We start from the raw sequence: 16,502 nt of genomic DNA, 5'->3' as shown, positions 1-16,502 counted from the left end.
GTCGGCCCGATTCGCGCTGGATCAGCCGAGGTAGTCCTCGGCACCGCCGGTGCGCACGGTGTCCAAGGTGAAGCAGTGGAAACCCCCGCCGAAGAGCCGCCGGTGCCGGTGCCGGATCGGCACCGCGTCGAAGCCGTGCTCTTCCAAGGTGGTGATGAGCGTCTTGCACGCGTCGTTGACCAGAACCGTGTTCTCGTCGACGGACAGCACGTTGAGGTCGATGTACGGGCTGGCCGGGATCGGGTCGCCGTTCTCGTACTGCGGGTAGTCGTCGATGCCGGGCGCCGGCGGCACGATGATGTCCCAGCTCCGCAGGGCTTCCGGCAGGTAGTCGGCGACGCCGGGGTCGCGCAGCAGCAGGGTGCCGGGACGCAGCGGGACGACGACGCTGTCGATGTGGCTCTGGGTGAGCTTGTCCATGCGGTGCACCCGGAATCGCCCGCGCAGGTGCCGTTCCAGCCACTCGTAGGCGAGCGCGTGGTTGGCGTTGGACACGTTGACGATCAGGTCGCGGCCGAGGCGGAGGCAGTTGGCGCCGTCGATCATCAGCTCCGCGCCGACGTCGTAGGCCGAGTCCTGCGGATCGAGCGGGACTTCGATGTTCGGGGCGGCGTGGGCCACGTTCTCCGGGTCGAAGGAGTGGTCGGTCATCATGGGCCGCGGCATGGTCGTCCAGCGGGCGCCCTGCCGGAAGTACTCCTGGAAGACCGGTTTGAGGAACTGCGTCTCGAAGTACCGGTCGCGCAGCATCGGCGGGCACTCGACGATCTCGTCGCCGAGGATCAGCGTGTTGTCGCGGATGTTGAGCGGCGGCGTGACCGTGGCCTCGAAGGCGGGGGTGGCGACCTGGGTGCGGCCGGGGTCCAGCCGCAGCGGGCGGTGCACGGTGACGCCGAGCGCGGCCAGCTGGTCGGCGACGCCCTCGACGTCTTCGACGAGTTCGGCGAGGAACCGCTCCTTCATCGCCAGCCGGTGCGGGGTGTTGCGCTCACGACGTTCCTCGCTGTCCCTCCAGGTGGACAGCGAGGGGTAGTAGCCGCGGGCGCCGGAGATGTTGTCGCTGATGAACATGTCGAAGGACATGTCCCGCACGCGGTCGAGGTAGCCCTCCGCGGAGCCGACGACGATCTCTTTCAGCGGTGTGAAGTCGTCGTAGCAGTTCAGGCGCATCGGCGGTGTCCTTTCGCGACGGTCCTGGGGATGTCGAGCCGGGTCATGCCGCGGCCTCCTCGCGGAGGAAGGTCGCGAGCCGCTTGACGCCCTGCTCGATCTGGTCGGGGTCGAGGTAGCTGCACGAGAGCCGGAGTTGCCGATCGCAGCGGTCGGTGAGGGAGAACTGGCCCATCGGCGTCCACAGCACGCCGTACTCGGCGGCCGAGAGCTCCAGCAGCGCGAGGTCCGCGGCGACCGGGATGTCGATGCGGACGAAAAAGCCACCGGCGGGCCGCTGCCAGGTGATGCCGGGTGGCAGGTCGTCGCCGAGGTGCCGGTCCAGCGCGTCCAGCAGGCACTGGAGGTTGCGCCGGTAGCGCTGCGCCTTGCTGCGTCCGAGCTCGGCCAGCGAACGCCCGTGGTCCAGCAGCAGTCCGCCGACGACCGCCTGGGCCAGCGGCGGGGTGTTGACGGTGGTCATGGTCTTGAGGACGGCCAACTCCTCGGCCAGCGTCCGTTCGCCGTCACCGTGCTGGACGCGCTGGTCGGCGACGGCGTAACCGACGCGGGCGCCGGGGAAGCCCACCTTCGCGAACGTGCCGACGTGCACGACGCGACGACGGGAGTCCAACGCCTTGAGACCGGGCAGGCCGTCGTCCTCCGTCGCGGTGAACCCGTACGCGTTGTCCTCGATGAGCAGCAGGTCCTCCCGCTCCGCCAGGTCGAGCAACTCGTGCCGGGAAGCGAGCGGCATGCGGGCGCCGCCGGGGTTGGAGAAGTCGGGGGCGACGTAGCAGGCCCGGATCCGTCGTCCCTGCTCACGGGCCTCGCGGCACTGGGCGGCGAGGTGATCGACGTCGAGTCCGGCCTCCCCTTCGCGGAGGGGGACGACGGGGATGTCGAGCAGCCGGGCGGTGCCGATGATGCCCGCGTAGCAGGGATCGGCGATCGCGATCAGGTCGTCCCCGCCGGAGTGCCGGAACAGCGCGCGCAGCGTCAGCAGCAACGCCTCCTGGGCGCCGACGGTGATGACGATCTCGCGGGGGTCGGCGCGGATGCCCTGGTCGGCGCCGAGCGCCTCGGCGACGAGACCGTTGATCAGGCCCTGCGCCGGCCCGTACTCGTAGAGCGCGCGCTGCGCGCTGTCCGGGGCGAAACCGCGCTCGTCGACGAGGTGGGCGACGAACCGGTCGGTCAGCGCGCGGGTGTCGATGTCGCGCATGAATTCCGGGTGCGGGGCACCGGGAGCGAAGGAGATGGCCTCGGGATACCGGCTCATCACCTCGTTGAGGAAGCCGATCGCGGCGAGCGCCGGATCCTGCGCGGAACGGTGCAGGTCGTCGGCGTGCAGGTCGGGTGTGCCGGTCATGATGCGCTCCGTTCCGCGGCGCGACGCCGCTCCCGTTCCCGCCACCTGCGTTCGACCTTCTCCAGCACGTCCGGGGCGTAGGCGCGTTCGGCCTGCGCCACGGCGAATTCCGCGAGGTAGTCGCGGAACAGGTCGAGGGGTTCCTCCGCGACGGCGAGCATGTGCCGGTTGGCCGCGACGGCCGGTGCGGAGAGGGCTTCCGCGGCGCGGTCGACGGCCTCATCCACGCCTTCGGGCGCGACGATCTCGTCGCAGACGAACCGCGCCTCGGGGTCCGCCGCCGCGATCCTCCGCCCGCCGAGCAGCACCTGGCGGGCCAGGCGCGCGCCGGTGTGCCGGGTGAGCCGCAGGTTGCCGAGACCGGGCACGATGCCCTCCTCGGCGGCAGGCAGGCTGACGAACGAGTCCTCCGCCGCGATCACGTGGTCGAGGACGAGCAGGAGTTGCATGCCGCCGCCGATGGCGAAGGTGTCGACGGCGCCGATCCACGGCTTGCTGGTGAACCGCTGCGCCCCCGCGCCGGGCGCCGGGTCGGTCAGCAAGCCGCGCAGGATCTTGTTCAGGTACCCGAGCTCGCGGCCGAGGAGGAACTCCACGAACGGGATCCGCCCGTCGCGCAGATCGGTGAGGTCGATGCCTGCGCTGAACACGCGCCGTCCCCGGTACTTCGGGTGGTCGACGGTGCCGCCGCGCAGGACGCCGACCGCGACCGCGTCGTCGAGCAGGACCAGGTCGACGGCCGTGTCGAGGTCGGCGATCAACCGCTCGTCCTCGGCGTTGAGCCGCGCGACGTTGCGGAACTCGACGTGGGCCGTCGTGCCCCGGCGGGTCACGAGCACCGTGTCCAGCTCGGCCCGGCCGTCGGCGCGGAAGGCGTCGATGAGGTCGAGGGCGCGCGGTGTCGGCCGCAGCATCGTCTCGACGAGGTGGCGGCCCGCCGTGGGCGAGCGCAGCACGGCGCCGCAGAACAGGCCCTGGTCGATCTCGCGGCCTTCCTTGTGCGCCTGGACTTCCGCGCGTTCGGCGGCCATCTGCTCGCGGGTCGGCACCAGACCGGGGAAGCGGTCGGCCGCCGCGTGGACGAGTTCCGGCAGCCGGACCGGACGGGTCATCCCTTCGGTGAGCAGGCCGTAGATCGTCTCGGTGTGGCGGGCGAGGAAGGCCCGGCGGGCCTGGCGCGCGTCCGCGTGGATGCGGTCGGCCTGCTCCTGCTCGGCCGGGGTGCGGTCGGTTCGTGAGGGCAGCGCGGCGAGCCCCCGTTCCCCCGCCTCGGTGAGCGTGGCGAGTTCGGCGGCGTCGTGGTCGAGCGAGTCGGTCATCCGCCGGCCTCGCTCTCCGCACCGTCCGCTTCGGCGACCGCGCGCAGCCGTCGCAACTCGCGGTCGCAGGCGGCGAGGTGCGCGCCGAGCGCGTCGTCGTACTCGGCGGACGCGGCTTCCTCCAGAAGGCGCCGCCGGATGCGGGTTTCGTGGTCGGACAGCCGCCCGCGCAGCACGACGGCGGCTTGCACCGCCTCCGCGAGGTCGTCGCTGACCTGGTCGATGATGCCGAGCTCCAGGGCTTCGGACGCCGGTATGTCGGTGCCCCACATGACGAGTCGGCGCGCCCGCGCCAAGCCGATGTGGTGCACGAGGCGGTAGAGGGACATGCCCGGCCAGTAGTGGCCGTCGTTGACCGGCAGCATGAGCGTCAGGTCAGGAGTACCGATGCGGAAGTCCGCGGTGAGCATCAGGTCGAGCACCGGCCCGCCGCACGTGCCTTCGGCGACGGCGATGTTGACGGCGTCGAGGCGTTCCAGCCGCCGCACGGCGCGCTCCCAGCGGTTGACGTCCTGGATCGAGACGTCACCGGGCCACTCGCGCGGCTGGGCGGGGACGGGCGGGAACCGCAGGACGGCGACCATCCGCTCCCGCCGGTCCTCCACCTGCTCGCACACCTCGTTGACCGCGGCCGTCAACTCGGGAAGCGGCATTCCGCCGTCCAGCCGGGCCGAGACCCCCAACGCATCGGGCAGCCCGATCCCCGCGTCCGCTTGCATGTCCGCAGCCATCCCTTCCGTCACCAGCGCACCAGGGCCGTTTCGAGGGTCGAGCCGGGCCCCATCGTCATCAGCACACCGAGATCGCCTGGCGCGGCGACCTTCTCGGCTCTCAACCGCTCGTAGGAGAACAGGAACGAACCGCTGGAGAGGTTGCCGTGGTCCCGCAGCACGCCGGTGGTGTGCCGCACGTCGTGCCGGGACAGACCGAGGTTCACCCGCACCGCGTCGATGACCTTCTTGCCGCCGGAATGCACCACCCAGTGCGCGATCTCGCCCGCGCGCACCCCTGTTCCTTCGAGGAGCCGCGCCACGGCGGTTTCGGCGTTCGCACCGACGACGTACGGGACCTCGGGGTCGAGGTAGAAGCTGAACTTGCCCTGGTCGTCGTCCCAGTCGTACCGCATCGCGCCGACCGCTTCGGGGATGATGTGACTGGTGAAGCGCAGCAGGGCCGGGCCCCGATCCTCGGCCTCCGATCCGGCGGCGCGCACGGCGACGGCCGCCGCCCCATCACCGAAGAGGCTGTTGACGATCGCGGTGCGCATCGTGGAGTCGAAGACGTAAGCGGCGGAACACGCCTCGACGCACACCATGAGCGCCAGCTCGCCGGGATGACCGGCCGCCCAGCCGGACACGGCGTTGAGCCCGTTGAGACCGGCGTTGCAGCCCATGCCGACCACGTCGAGCCGCTGGCACGACGGCTCGATTCCGAGATCCTTGATGAGCAGCGCCGAGAAGCCCGGGGTGACGAATCCGGTGGAGGTGACGCAGCACAGGTACCGGATGTCGCCGACGTCGGCACCGACGTCGGCCAGGCAGCGCTGGACGGCCTCGCGCCCCATGCTCAGGCCGGTCTCGGTGTGCTTGCGCAGCAGCTCGCCCTGGGTCTCGACGGTCGGCGTCCCGTCGGGACCGAGCGGTGGCAGGGTGAGGTTGCGCCGCTCGATCGAACCGCTGAGGAACGCGGAGCGGACCTTGGCCTCGGTGATGCCGAAGGTGCTGAGGACTTCGTGCTGCGTGTAGGAATCCGGCGGCACCGCGGTGCCGACACCGACGAGGTTCGGGGCCTGCGGTTCCGATCTGGTGGCTGCTGGCACTGCGTCCTCCGTCCTCCACCACATCTCGGTGTCCGGGAAATTCTTTCCGAGCGCGTCGTGCGTGACACCAGTACTCACCGCCGTTACGGGCCCTCAGCTCCTGCTGCGCGGACGCAGCTGCGGGCGCGGCCGGGCTTGCGGGCCTGCGTACATCTCGAGCAGCCGCGCGGTCAGCGCGTGCGGCGTGGGGTGCTCGAAAACGGTGCCTGCGCTGACGTGCAGGCCGGTCGCGGTGGCGAGTCGATTGCGCAGCCGGGTGGCGGTGAGGGAGTCGAAGCCCATGTCGACGAAGCCCCGCTCGGGGCTGATGGCGTCCGCGGTGTCGTGCCCGAGGACGACCGCGGCGTGGGTGCGCACGACGCGCAGCAGTTCCGCCTCGCGTTCGGCCGGAGGCAAGGACCGGAGCCGCGTCCCGAACTCCTCCGCGTCGTGGGGGTTCTCGTCTTCCGCGGCCGCTTGCCGGACACCGGGGATGCCGGCGAGGACGCGGGCCAGCGGACGGGCCTGGGGGTCGTCGGCGAGGTGTCCGGCGAAGCGCGACCAGTCGGCGTCGACGACGGCGATCCGGCTGTCCCCGCCGGTGATGGCGCGCTCCAACGCCAGCAGGGCAAGACCCGGTTCGAGCGGGTTGAGGCCGCCGTGCGCTCCCCCGTCCCTCGGTTCGGACCCCGCCCAGGGGCCCCAAGCGACGCAGGTCACCGGCAGCCCCTCGGCGTCCCGTTCCTCGGCGAGGGCCTCCAGCTGGGCGCTCGCGACGGCGTCGCCGGATCGGCCGGGCGCGCCGAGGGCACCGGAGAACGACGAGAACAGCACGAACGCCGCGAGGTCGGAGTCCCGCGTGAGGTCGTGCAGCAGCCGGGCGGCTCGCGACTTGGCCCGCGCCACCGCCTGCAGCCGTGCCGGGGTCATCTCGGAGAACGCGCCGTCGCCGACGACGCCGGCCGCGTGCACGACGGCGCTCAGCGGTCGCTCGGCCGGAATGCCGTCGAGCAAGGCCGCGAGCGAGTCGTGATCGCCGACGTCGCACGCGGCGAGGGAGACCTCGGTGCCGAGGGCGGTGAGCTCCTCGTGCAGCGCCGCCCCGTCGGCGTCGGGACCGCGCCGGGAGACGAGCAGGAGGTGTTCGACGCCGGCGCGGGCCAGCCGCCGGGCCACCTGCCCGCCGAGAGCACCGGTGCCACCGGTGATCAGAACGGTGCCGCTGGACGGCCACGGATCGGATCCGGACCGCGGTCGGCCACCGGCGGCCGGGACGACGCGGCGCGCGAAGACTCCGGAGCCGCGGACGGCGAGTTCGCTCTCCCCGACACCGCGCGCCAGCACGGCGCCGAGCCGGTAGCCCACCCAGCCGTCGAACTCCGCAGGCAGATCGACGGTGCCCGCCCACCGGGCCGGCTCCTCCAGAACGGCGACGCGGCCGAGTGCTCGCACACCGGACTGCCCTGGCCCGCGCACCCGTTCGGCGGCGCTGACGGCCGCGGCCGCCCTGGTCACGTGCCACACCGGCGCGCGCACGCCGGACTCGTCGAGCGCCCGCGACAACGCCAGCGCGAAGGTCGCGCCCAGCGGCACCGCGTCGTGCTCGGGATCGTCGCCGTCGGCGAGCGCCAGCAAGGACAGCACCCCGGAGAGGGGTCCGTCCCCGGTCACTCCGGCGGCGAGGTCGCCGGGGTTCGCGACGGGCCGGAGCACGGCCTCCGCCGCTCCTGCGGTCAGCGCCTCGACGACGCCGAGGACCCACGGGTTGTCGGAGAACCCCTCGGGCAGGACGACGAGCCAGGTGCCCGCGGGTTCGGCGGCGGGGACGGTGACCGGTGTCCACGCCGTGCGGTAGCGCCAACCGTCGACGAGGGCTTCGTCGCGGCGGCGCTCCCGGTAGGCGGCCAGCAGCGGCAGCAGCTCGGCCGCTCTCGCCTCGTCGCCGAGTGCCAGCTCGGCGGCGAACGCAGCATCGTCGGGGATCCGGTCCTCAGCGGCGTCCTCGGCGCGCAACCAGTAGTCGCCGCGTTGGAAGGGGTATGTCGGCAAGCTCACGGTTCCCTGCCCCGGCAGGAGGGCCGACCAGTCCACGTCCGCGCCGCGGACGAACAGGTGGGCCAGCGCCTCGGTCAGGGACGCGACCTCGTCGGCTCCCGCGCGCATCGTGGGCACGAACTCCGCCTCGGGCGCGGAGTCCTGGCCGAGGGCCGAGAGCACGCCGTCGGGGCCGAGTTCGAGGAACGTGGTGACGCCTCGGGCGGCGAGCGCGGCGACGCCGTCGGCGAAGCGGACCGGTTCGCGCACGTGGCGCACCCAGTGCTCGACCCCGCACGGCCGGTCGGCGGGAAGCGGCTCGCCGGTCAGGTGGGACAGGACGAGAAGCTCCGGCACGGCGAAGTCCAGCTCGCCCACCTCCTCGCGGAACGCGGCGAGCACGGGCTCCACCAGCGGCGAGTGGAACGCGTGCGACACGTCGAGCCGCTTCGTCTCGACGCCGCGTTCGCGCAGCACGGCTACGATCTCGTCGACGCCGGTGCGCGTGCCCGAGAGCACGACGGCCTCCGGACCGTTCACAGCGGCCACGCCCACCTCGTCCCGGCGACCCTCCAGCAACGGCAGGACATCGGCCTCCGCCGCCCGGACGGCCACCATGACGCCGCCGTCCGGAAGCTCCTGCATGAGCCTGCCGCGCGTCGCAACGAGCGAGCAGGCATCGCCGAGCGAGAGCACCCCGGCGACGTGCGCGGCGACGACCTCACCGATCGAATGCCCCGCCACGGCATCGGGCCGCACGCCCCAGGACTCGACGAGCCGGTAGAGCGCGGTCTCCACGGCGAACAGCCCGCACTGGGCGTAGAGCGTGCGGGACAGCTCGCGTTCGGCGTCCGCATGATCGCCCAGCACGACGTCCCGCACAGCCGGAACTCCCGGCAGCAGCGCGTCGAAGTGCTCGCACGCGGAATCGAAGGCCGCGGCGAACACGGGGTGTGCCGCATGCAGCGCGCGTCCCATGCCGACGCGCTGGCTGCCCTGGCCGGTGAACAGCACGGCCGTCCGGCCGGTGGTGACGCTGCCGGTGACGAGGCGCGGCGCGGTCCTGCCCTCGGCCAGCGCCGCGAGCCCGGCGTCGAGGTCCTCCCGCCGCTCGCCGACCACGACGGCTCGGTGCTCGAACGCGGTCCGCCGGGTCGCCAGCGCCGAGGCGACGTCGGCCGGATCCTCCGAGCCGACCGAGTCGCGCAGCCGGGCGGCTTGTTCCCGCAACGCGGCCGCGGAGCGCGCGGAGACGAGCCACGGCAAGGTTTTACCGCTCTCGGGCACCGCGACCGGCTCGTCCGCCGGTGGTGCCTCTTCGACGATGACGTGCGCGTTGGTGCCGCTGATCCCGAACGAGGAGACACCGGCCCGACGCGGCCGGTCCGCCACCGGCCAGGCGACCGACTCCCGCAGCAGCTCCACGTCTCCCTCGGACCAGTCGACGTGCGTCGAAGGCCGCCCGAGGTGCAGCGAGGCGGGCAGTGCGCCGTGTTCCAGCGCCTTCACGATCTTGATCACCCCGGCCACGCCTGCGGCGGCCTGGGTGTGTCCGATGTTGGACTTGATCGACCCGAGGCGCAGCGGGCCCACCCCCTCGCCGCGGTCCTGCCCGTAGGTCGCCAGCACCGCCTGGGCCTCGATCGGGTCGCCGAGGCTGGTCCCGGTGCCGTGCGCCTCCACGACGTCCACGTCCGCCGCGCCGAGCCGGGCGTCGGCGAGTGCGGCGCGGATGACGCGCTGCTGCGAAGGTCCGTTCGGGGCCGACAGTCCGTTGGAGGCGCCGTCCTGGTTCGTCGCCGTGCCGCGGACGACACCGAGGACGCGGTGCCCGTTGCGGCGGGCATCCGACAGGCGCTCGACGAGCAGGACGCCGGCGCCTTCGGCCAGCGACGTGCCGTCGGCGTCGTCGGAGAACGACTTGCAGCGGGCATCGGTGGCGAGGCCGCGTTGCCTGCTGAAGCCCATGAGCGCACCAGGTCCCGGCATCACGGCGACGCCGCCGGCCAGCGCCAGGTCGCTCTCACCGCTGCGCAGCGATCGAACGGCCATGTGCAGGGACACCAGCGACGACGAGCACGCGGTATCAACGGTCACCGCAGGGCCTTCGAGTCCGAGGACGTAGGCGACCCGCCCGGACACGACGCTGCCCGCGGTGCCGGTGAGCAGATGCCCCTCGGCCCCTTCACCAGCCTCGTGCAACCGCGGCCCGTATTCCTGGTAGTGCGCCCCGACGAACACGCCGGTCCTGCTGCCGCGCAGCACTGCGGGAACGATTCCGGCCCGCTCGACGGCTTCCCAGCTCGTCTCCAGGAGGAGTCGCTGCTGGGGGTCCATGCTCAGCGCCTCGACGGGCGAGATGCCGAAGAACTCCGCGTCGAAACGGCCCGCGTCGTGGAGGAAACCGCCCTCCCGCACGTAGATCCGTCCCGGCACGTCCGGGTCCGGGTCGTACAGCGCGTCGAGGTCCCAGCCCCGATCGGCGGGCAGTCCGCCGATGGCGTCCCCGCCAGAAGCGACGAGCCGCCACAGCTCCTCGGGAGTGGTGACGCCCCCCGGGTAGCGGCAGGCCATGCCGACGATGGCGATCGGGTCGTCGTCGACGTCCGGACGCTGCGGCTCGGCCGTGGTCTCCGTTGCCACCGTGCCGAGGATCTTGGTGAGCAGGTGTGCCGCGAGGGCTCCGGTGCTGGGGTGGTCGAAGGCGAGGGTGGCGGGCAGCCGCAGTCCGGTCGCGGTGGCGAGCCGGTTGCGGAGGTCGACGGCCGTCAGGGAGTCCAGCCCGAGGTCCTTGAACGCTGACTCCGGCGCGACGGCACCCGGATCGGCGTGCCCGAGGACGGCGGCGGCCTGGGTGCGCACGAGGTCCAGGACCGTCCTCCGGCGGTCGTCGGATCGCTGGGCGAGCAGCCGCTGCCGCAACGCCGCGGACCCGTCCGTCCCGGGTGCCGCGAGCGCACGCCGACGAGGGGCGGCCGGTTGCCGGACGAGCCCGCGCAGCAGCGGGTGCACCGGAGCGTTCGGATCGGCCCGCGGGTCGAGGCGGGCCGCCACGAGAACGTCGTCCGGTGACTCGACCGCGCGGTCGAGCAGCGCCAGACCGTCCTGAGTAGACAGCGCCTTCGTTCCGGTGCGGGCGATGCGGGCGAGGTCGGCGTCGTCGAGCCCTTCGGTCATGGCGGAGCGCTGTTCCCACAGCCCCCACGCGACCGACACGGCAGGCAATCCCCGGGAACGGCGGAACGCCGCCAAGGCGTCGACGAACGCGTTGCCCGCCGCGTAGTTCGCCTGCCCCGCTCCGCCCAGAACCCCAGCGGCCGAGGAGAACAGCACGAACCAGCGCACATCCTGCTCCACCGTCAGCTCGTGGAGGTTCCACGCGCCCGCCACCTTCGCGGCCACCACGTCGGCCAACCGCTGCGGGGTCAACGATTCCACCGTCACGTCGTCCAAAGCTCCTGCGGCGTGGACGACACCCGAGACATCCACGGAGGACAAAGCATGGGCGAGTGCGTCCCGATCCGCCACGTCACACGCGGCGACCCGCACCTCGACACCGGCGGAGGTGAGCTCGCGAACCAAATCCTCCGTTCCGGGTGCCTCGCCGCCCCGACGGCTCAGCAGCAACAATCGGCGCGCACCCCACTCCGCGGCCACGTGCCGAGCCACCACACCGCCCAGCACACCCGAAGCGCCCGTTACGACGACCCAGCCCTCGGGTTTCGTCGGTACAGGAGGCACGGTCAAGACCAGCTTCCCGACGTGGTGGGCCCGGCTCATCACCGCGAAAGCCTCACCGGCCCGCCGGGCGTCCCACACCGAGACCGGCAGCGGTTCCAGGGCGCCCGTCTCGAAGAGGCGCACGACTTCGCGCAGGATCTCGCCGAGTCGCGCGCCGCCGGCCTCGGCCAGGTCGAACGCGCGATACTGCACGCCGCCATGCGTCGCTGCGACCTCGTCGGCATCGCGGACATCCGCTTTACCCATCTCCACGAAGCGACCACCCGGCCGGGTCAGCCGCAAGGACGCGTCGACCAACTCCCCCGCCAACGAATCCAGCACCACGTCCACGGACCCGAAAGCCCGCTCGAACTCGCCGGTCCGCGACGACGCGATCCGGTCCTCGGCAACGCCCAAGCCCCGCACCACCGGCCACTTCGGCTCACTCGCCGTCGCGCACACCTCGGCCCCGAGGTGGTGCGCCAGCTGCACGGCGGCCATGCCCACACCGCCGGCGGCCGAATGAATGAGCACGGACTCCCCGGCCTTCACCTCCGCCAAGTCCACCAACGCGTAATACGCCGTCACGAACACCGCCGGTACCGACGCAGCGCGCTCGAAACTCCACCCCGCAGGCACTCCGACGACCGAGTCCGCATCCACCACGACGGACGAGCCGAAACCGCCGCTCCACAAGCCCATCACACGGTCACCGGGCTCGACGCTCGTGACACCGGAACCGATCTCGGTCACGACTCCGGCGCCTTCGCCGCCCAGGACGGCGTTCTCGGCGTCGGGATACATGCCCAGCGACACCAGGACGTCGCGGAAGTTCACCCCGGCCGCGCGAACCTCGACCCGCACGTCGAACTCACCCAGCGCCCGATCTGCCGCGCTGGAAGGAACGACCGCCATGCCGTCGAGTCCGGTCGCCGGGTCGACTTCCAGCTGCCAGGGGCCGTCGGGCAGCTGGAGCGGTGCGGGCGCCGCCACCACCCGGGGGAGGCGCGGTTCGCCGCGCCGCAGCGCCAGTTGCGGTTCGCCCGTGCTCAGCGCGCCGGGCAGTGCGGTGAGCGAGGCCGGGTCCCCGTCCAGGTCGACGAGGACGAAACGTCCGGGGTGCTCGGTCTGCGCGGACCGCACCAGCCCCCAGACCGGGGACGCGGCCAGCGCGGACACGTCCTCACCGCCATCGGCGGCAACGGCGCCCTGCGTGAGGAGCACCAGCCGGGCTTCGGCGAACGTCTCGTCAGCGAGCCACTGCTGGACCAACGCCAGCGCGCGCTCCGCCGTCGACATGGCCTCCGCCGCGACGTCCGCACCGGACGGGGCGACACCGGCGAGCACGTACTCGGGCAGCGCGCACTCGCCCGCAACCACCTGCGCGGCGAGAGCGGACAGGTCGTCGTACTCGTCGGCGATCGAGTCCAGACCGAGTCCGTTCGCGCCCACGACGGCGAGGTGCGCATCCCCGTCCGTCATCGACAGGGGCGTCCACTCGACGCGGTGCAAGGCCTCGGCGGTGTCACCGCGGTTCTCGCCGAGCGGGCGGGTGACCACTGCCTCGATCGAGGCCACCGGCTGACCCGCCTCGTCCGCCGCGAGCAGCGACACGCTGCCGTCGTCCGCAGGGACGAGCCGGACCCGCAACCTCGTCGCCCCGGTGGCGTGCAGGGACACGCCGCTCCAGAGGAACGGCAAACGCCCCGACGTGTCCGAGCAGCACGCCCACGCGTGCAACGCGGCGTCGAGCAGAGCAGGATGCACGCCGAACCCGAGGGCCTCCGCCCCCTCCGGCAGCGCCACCTCGGCGTAGATCTCCTCCTCATTCCGCCACACCTGCTCCAGACCACGGAAAACCGGTCCGTAGTCGAGCCCGTCCTCCCCCAACCGCTCGTACACACCGCCGATGTCCACCGGCCGCGCCCCAGCCGGAGGCCAGCTGCTCAAGTCGGCAGGTTCCTCGGACGTGCCGCTGCTCAGGGTCGATCGGGCGTGGCGGGTCCAGCTGCCGTCGGCGCCGCGCACGTGCACACCGACGCTCCGGCTGCCGTCCTCTTCGCCGGTCACGGTCACCTGGACGTCCAGGGCCCCGCCGTCCGAGGGGAGCACCACGGGTGCTTCGAGGCTGAGTTCGTCGATCCGGTCGCAGCCGACGCTGTCCGCCGCGCGCAGCACGACCTCCACCAGCGCGGTTCCCGGGACCACGTTGCGTCCGCGCACGACGTGGTCGGCCAGCCAGGGATGCGTGCGCAGCGACCAGCGGCCGGTGAGGAGGTAGCCGTCGGAGTCGGGCAGGGCCATCCCGGCGTCGAGCAGCGGGTGGGCGACGTCGTCCATGCCGTGCGCAGCGGCGGGAGCGTTCTGGTCGAGCCAGAAGTGCTGTCGCTGGAAGGCGTAGGTCGGCAGCTCCACCGGCCGGGCACCGGTCCCGTCGTAGACGCGCGCCCACTCCACCGGTGCCCCGGTGACGAAGGCCTCCGCCACCGACCGCAGCACCCGCTCCTGACCGCCCTCATCACGACGAAGCGTGCCCACCACCGATACCTCGACGTCCCCGGCGGTCTCCTCGATCCCCGGCGTCAGGACCGGGTGCGGACTGACTTCCACGAAGTGCCGGAAGCCCAGATCCACCAAGCCCCGCACCGTCTCCTCGAACCGCACCGGGTTGCGGAGATTCCGGTACCAATACGCCGCGTCCAACTCCGATGAACCGAGGGCCCCACCGGTCACGGTCGAGTGGAACGGCACCGCGCCCGGCTTCGGAGTCACGCCGGAGGCCGCGTGCTCGACGGCGTCCCGGATGGTTTCCACCTGCGCGCAGTGGGACGCGTAATCGACCGGGATTCGGCGGGCCCGGATCTCATCGGCCTCACACCCGGCCAGGAACCCGTCCAGCGCGGCATCGGCACCCGACACGACGACCGCCGAGGGGCCGTTCATCGCCGCGATCGACAGGTCGCCGCCGTTCGAGGCGATTCGTTTCTCGATCTCCTCCACCGACGCGGCGACGGACACCATTCCCCCGCCACCCGACAACCCGGACGCGACGGCACGGCTGCGCAACGCGACGACCCTCGCGCCGTCCTCCAGCGACAGCCCGCCAGCCACAACAGCAGCCGCGATCTCACCCTGGGAATGCCCCACCACCGCTGCGGGATCGACGCCGTACGACCGCCACACCTCGGCCAACGACACCATCACGGCCCACAACGCGGGCTGAAGGACGTCGACCCGCTCCAGCGCGGCCGAATCACCCAGCACATCCAGCAGCTGGAAATCCACAACGGACTCCAAAGCCGCCGCGCACTCCCCCATCCGCGCTGCGAACATCGGCGACGACTCCATCAAGTCGACCGCCATCCCGACCCACTGCGAACCCTGACCGGGGAAGACGAACACGGGCCCAGCCCCACCGAGGGCATGACCGGTGACGAGTTCGGCGGGGTCGCCGCCCGTCGCGTACTCGGCCAACCGGGCACCTGCAGTGAGATCGGACGCGACCAGCACCGCGCGGTGTTCGAGAACGGCGCGACTCGTGGCCAGCGAGTGGCCGACGTCGGTGATCGTGTGCTCGGGGTGCCGCGCGACGTGCGCGGCGAGCCTGCCCGCCTGGTCGCGCAGCGCGGCGGCGGACGCGGCCGACAGGACCCACGGTGCGAGCGGCAGTGCGCGCGCGGGTGCGGGGTCCGGTTCGGCAGCCGGGGGCTCCTCGACGATGGCGTGCGCGTTGGTGCCGCTGATCCCGAACGAGGAGACTCCGGCACGACGCGGCCGGTCGGTCTGCGGCCAGTCGAGCGGATCGACCAGCAGCCGCAGGGCGCCGGTGCTCCAGTCCACGTGCGAGGACGGTTCGGCCGCGTGCAACGTCCTCGGCACGATGCCGTGCCGCAACGCCAGCACCATCTTGATCACACCGGCGACGCCGGCCGCGGCCTGCGCGTGCCCGATGTTGGATTTCATCGAGCCCAGCCAGAGCGGCGCCTCCGGGCCCCGGCCCTGGCCGTAGGTGGCCAGCAACGCGCCGGCTTCGATCGGATCGCCCAGCTTCGTCCCCGTGCCGTGCGCTTCGACCACGTCCACGTCCGACGCGCTCAACTCCGCGTCCGCCAGCGCGGCACGGATCACCCGCTGTTGAGACGGGCCGCTCGGCGCGGAAAGCCCGCTGCTGGCACCGTCCTGGTTGGTCGCGGTACCGCGCACGACGGCGAGGACCGGGTGTCCGGCGCGGCGGGCGTCGGACAGCTTCTCCAGGCACAGCATTCCGGCGCCTTCCGCCGGTCCGAAGCCATCGGCCGCGGCGGCGAACGACTTGCACCGACCGTCGGGGGCGATGCCGCGCTGCCTGCTGAAGCTGATGAAGGTGCCGGGGGTGGACATGACGGTCACACCGCCGGTGAGGGCGAAGGAGCATTCGCCCCGCCGCAACGACTGCACCGCGAGGTGGAGGGCGACCAGGGAGGAGGAGCAGGCGGTGTCGATCGTGACCGCCGGTCCTTCGAGGCCGAGGGTGTAGGCGATGCGCCCGGAGGCGATGCTCAGCGAGGTGCCGGTCCCGAGATGTCCTTCCACGCCGTCAGCCGCGGTGTGCAGCCGCGGCCCGTAATCGGGCGAGACCGCCCCGACGAACACGCCGGCGTCGCGTCCCTTCAGGGAGGCGGGGTCGATACCGGCTCGTTCGACCGCCTCCCAGGATGTTTCGAGCAACAGCCGTTGCTGGGGGTCCATCGCGAGGGCCTCGCGCGGGGAGATCCCGAAGAACCCCGCGTCGAAGTACCCGGCGTCGGCGACGAAACCACCTTCCCGGGAGTAGGTACGCCCGGGTGTGCCGGAGTCGGGGTCGTAGATCGCTTCGGTGTCCCAGCCGCGATCTTCGGGGAACGAGGTGATGGCGTCGGTGCCTTCGCTCACCAGGTCCCACAGCTCCTCGGGCGTGGTGACGCCTCCCGGGTAGCGGCAGGCCATGCCGACGATGGCGATCGGCTCGTGGACCTCGGCTTCCAGGTCCTGCAACCGCCCGCGCGTCTGGTGGAGCTCGGCCGTCACGCGCCGGAGGTACCCCAGCATCTTTTCTTGTTCGGACATCTGTGCCTCGCGAGATCGTACGGCC

The 16,502-nt window shown here is 72.3% G+C and carries 6 protein-coding genes; all 6 read right to left on the bottom strand.

Going from position 1 to position 16,502, the window contains the following annotated elements; all coding sequences use genetic code 11:
- Positions 1–21: 21 nt before the first annotated feature.
- On the bottom strand, positions 22–1,170 hold the full coding sequence (locus FHU35_RS11470) for a glycine amidinotransferase (protein WP_145738478.1): 1,149 nt from the start codon (positions 1,168–1,170) through the stop codon (positions 22–24).
- A gap of 43 nt (positions 1,171–1,213) precedes the next feature.
- Positions 1,214–2,521 (bottom strand): aminotransferase-like domain-containing protein, encoded by a 1,308-nt coding sequence (locus FHU35_RS11465; RefSeq protein ID WP_145738476.1) that lies wholly within the window; start codon positions 2,519–2,521, stop codon positions 1,214–1,216.
- A complete protein-coding gene (gene dpgC, locus FHU35_RS11460; RefSeq protein WP_145738475.1) occupies positions 2,518–3,840 on the bottom strand; it encodes a (3,5-dihydroxyphenyl)acetyl-CoA 1,2-dioxygenase DpgC in 1,323 nt (440 codons plus the stop codon). Before dpgC ends, FHU35_RS11465 begins: the two co-directional genes overlap by 4 nt.
- Positions 3,837–4,583, bottom strand: a complete 747-nt coding sequence (gene dpgB, locus FHU35_RS11455; protein ID WP_222429344.1) for an enoyl-CoA-hydratase DpgB — start codon at positions 4,581–4,583, stop codon at positions 3,837–3,839. The genes dpgC and dpgB overlap by 4 nt, the downstream gene beginning before the upstream one ends.
- Complete coding sequence (dpgA, locus tag FHU35_RS11450) at positions 4,580–5,659, bottom strand: 3,5-dihydroxyphenylacetyl-CoA synthase DpgA (protein ID WP_246110247.1); 1,080 nt, start codon at positions 5,657–5,659, stop codon at positions 4,580–4,582. Before dpgA ends, dpgB begins: the two co-directional genes overlap by 4 nt.
- A 93-nt stretch (positions 5,660–5,752) precedes the next feature.
- Positions 5,753–16,477 carry a type I polyketide synthase gene (locus tag FHU35_RS29885; RefSeq protein WP_246110246.1) on the bottom strand — a complete coding sequence of 3,575 codons (10,725 nt, stop codon included), beginning with the start codon at positions 16,475–16,477 and terminating at the stop codon, positions 5,753–5,755.
- Positions 16,478–16,502: the final 25 nt, after the last annotated feature.

Origin of the sequence: Saccharopolyspora dendranthemae, assembly GCF_007829955.1 — a bacterium.
Classification (GTDB): domain Bacteria; phylum Actinomycetota; class Actinomycetes; order Mycobacteriales; family Pseudonocardiaceae; genus Saccharopolyspora; species Saccharopolyspora dendranthemae.
The sequence above is the reverse complement of the archived record's forward strand: the minus strand, read 5'-3'. Positions and strand labels throughout refer to the sequence as shown.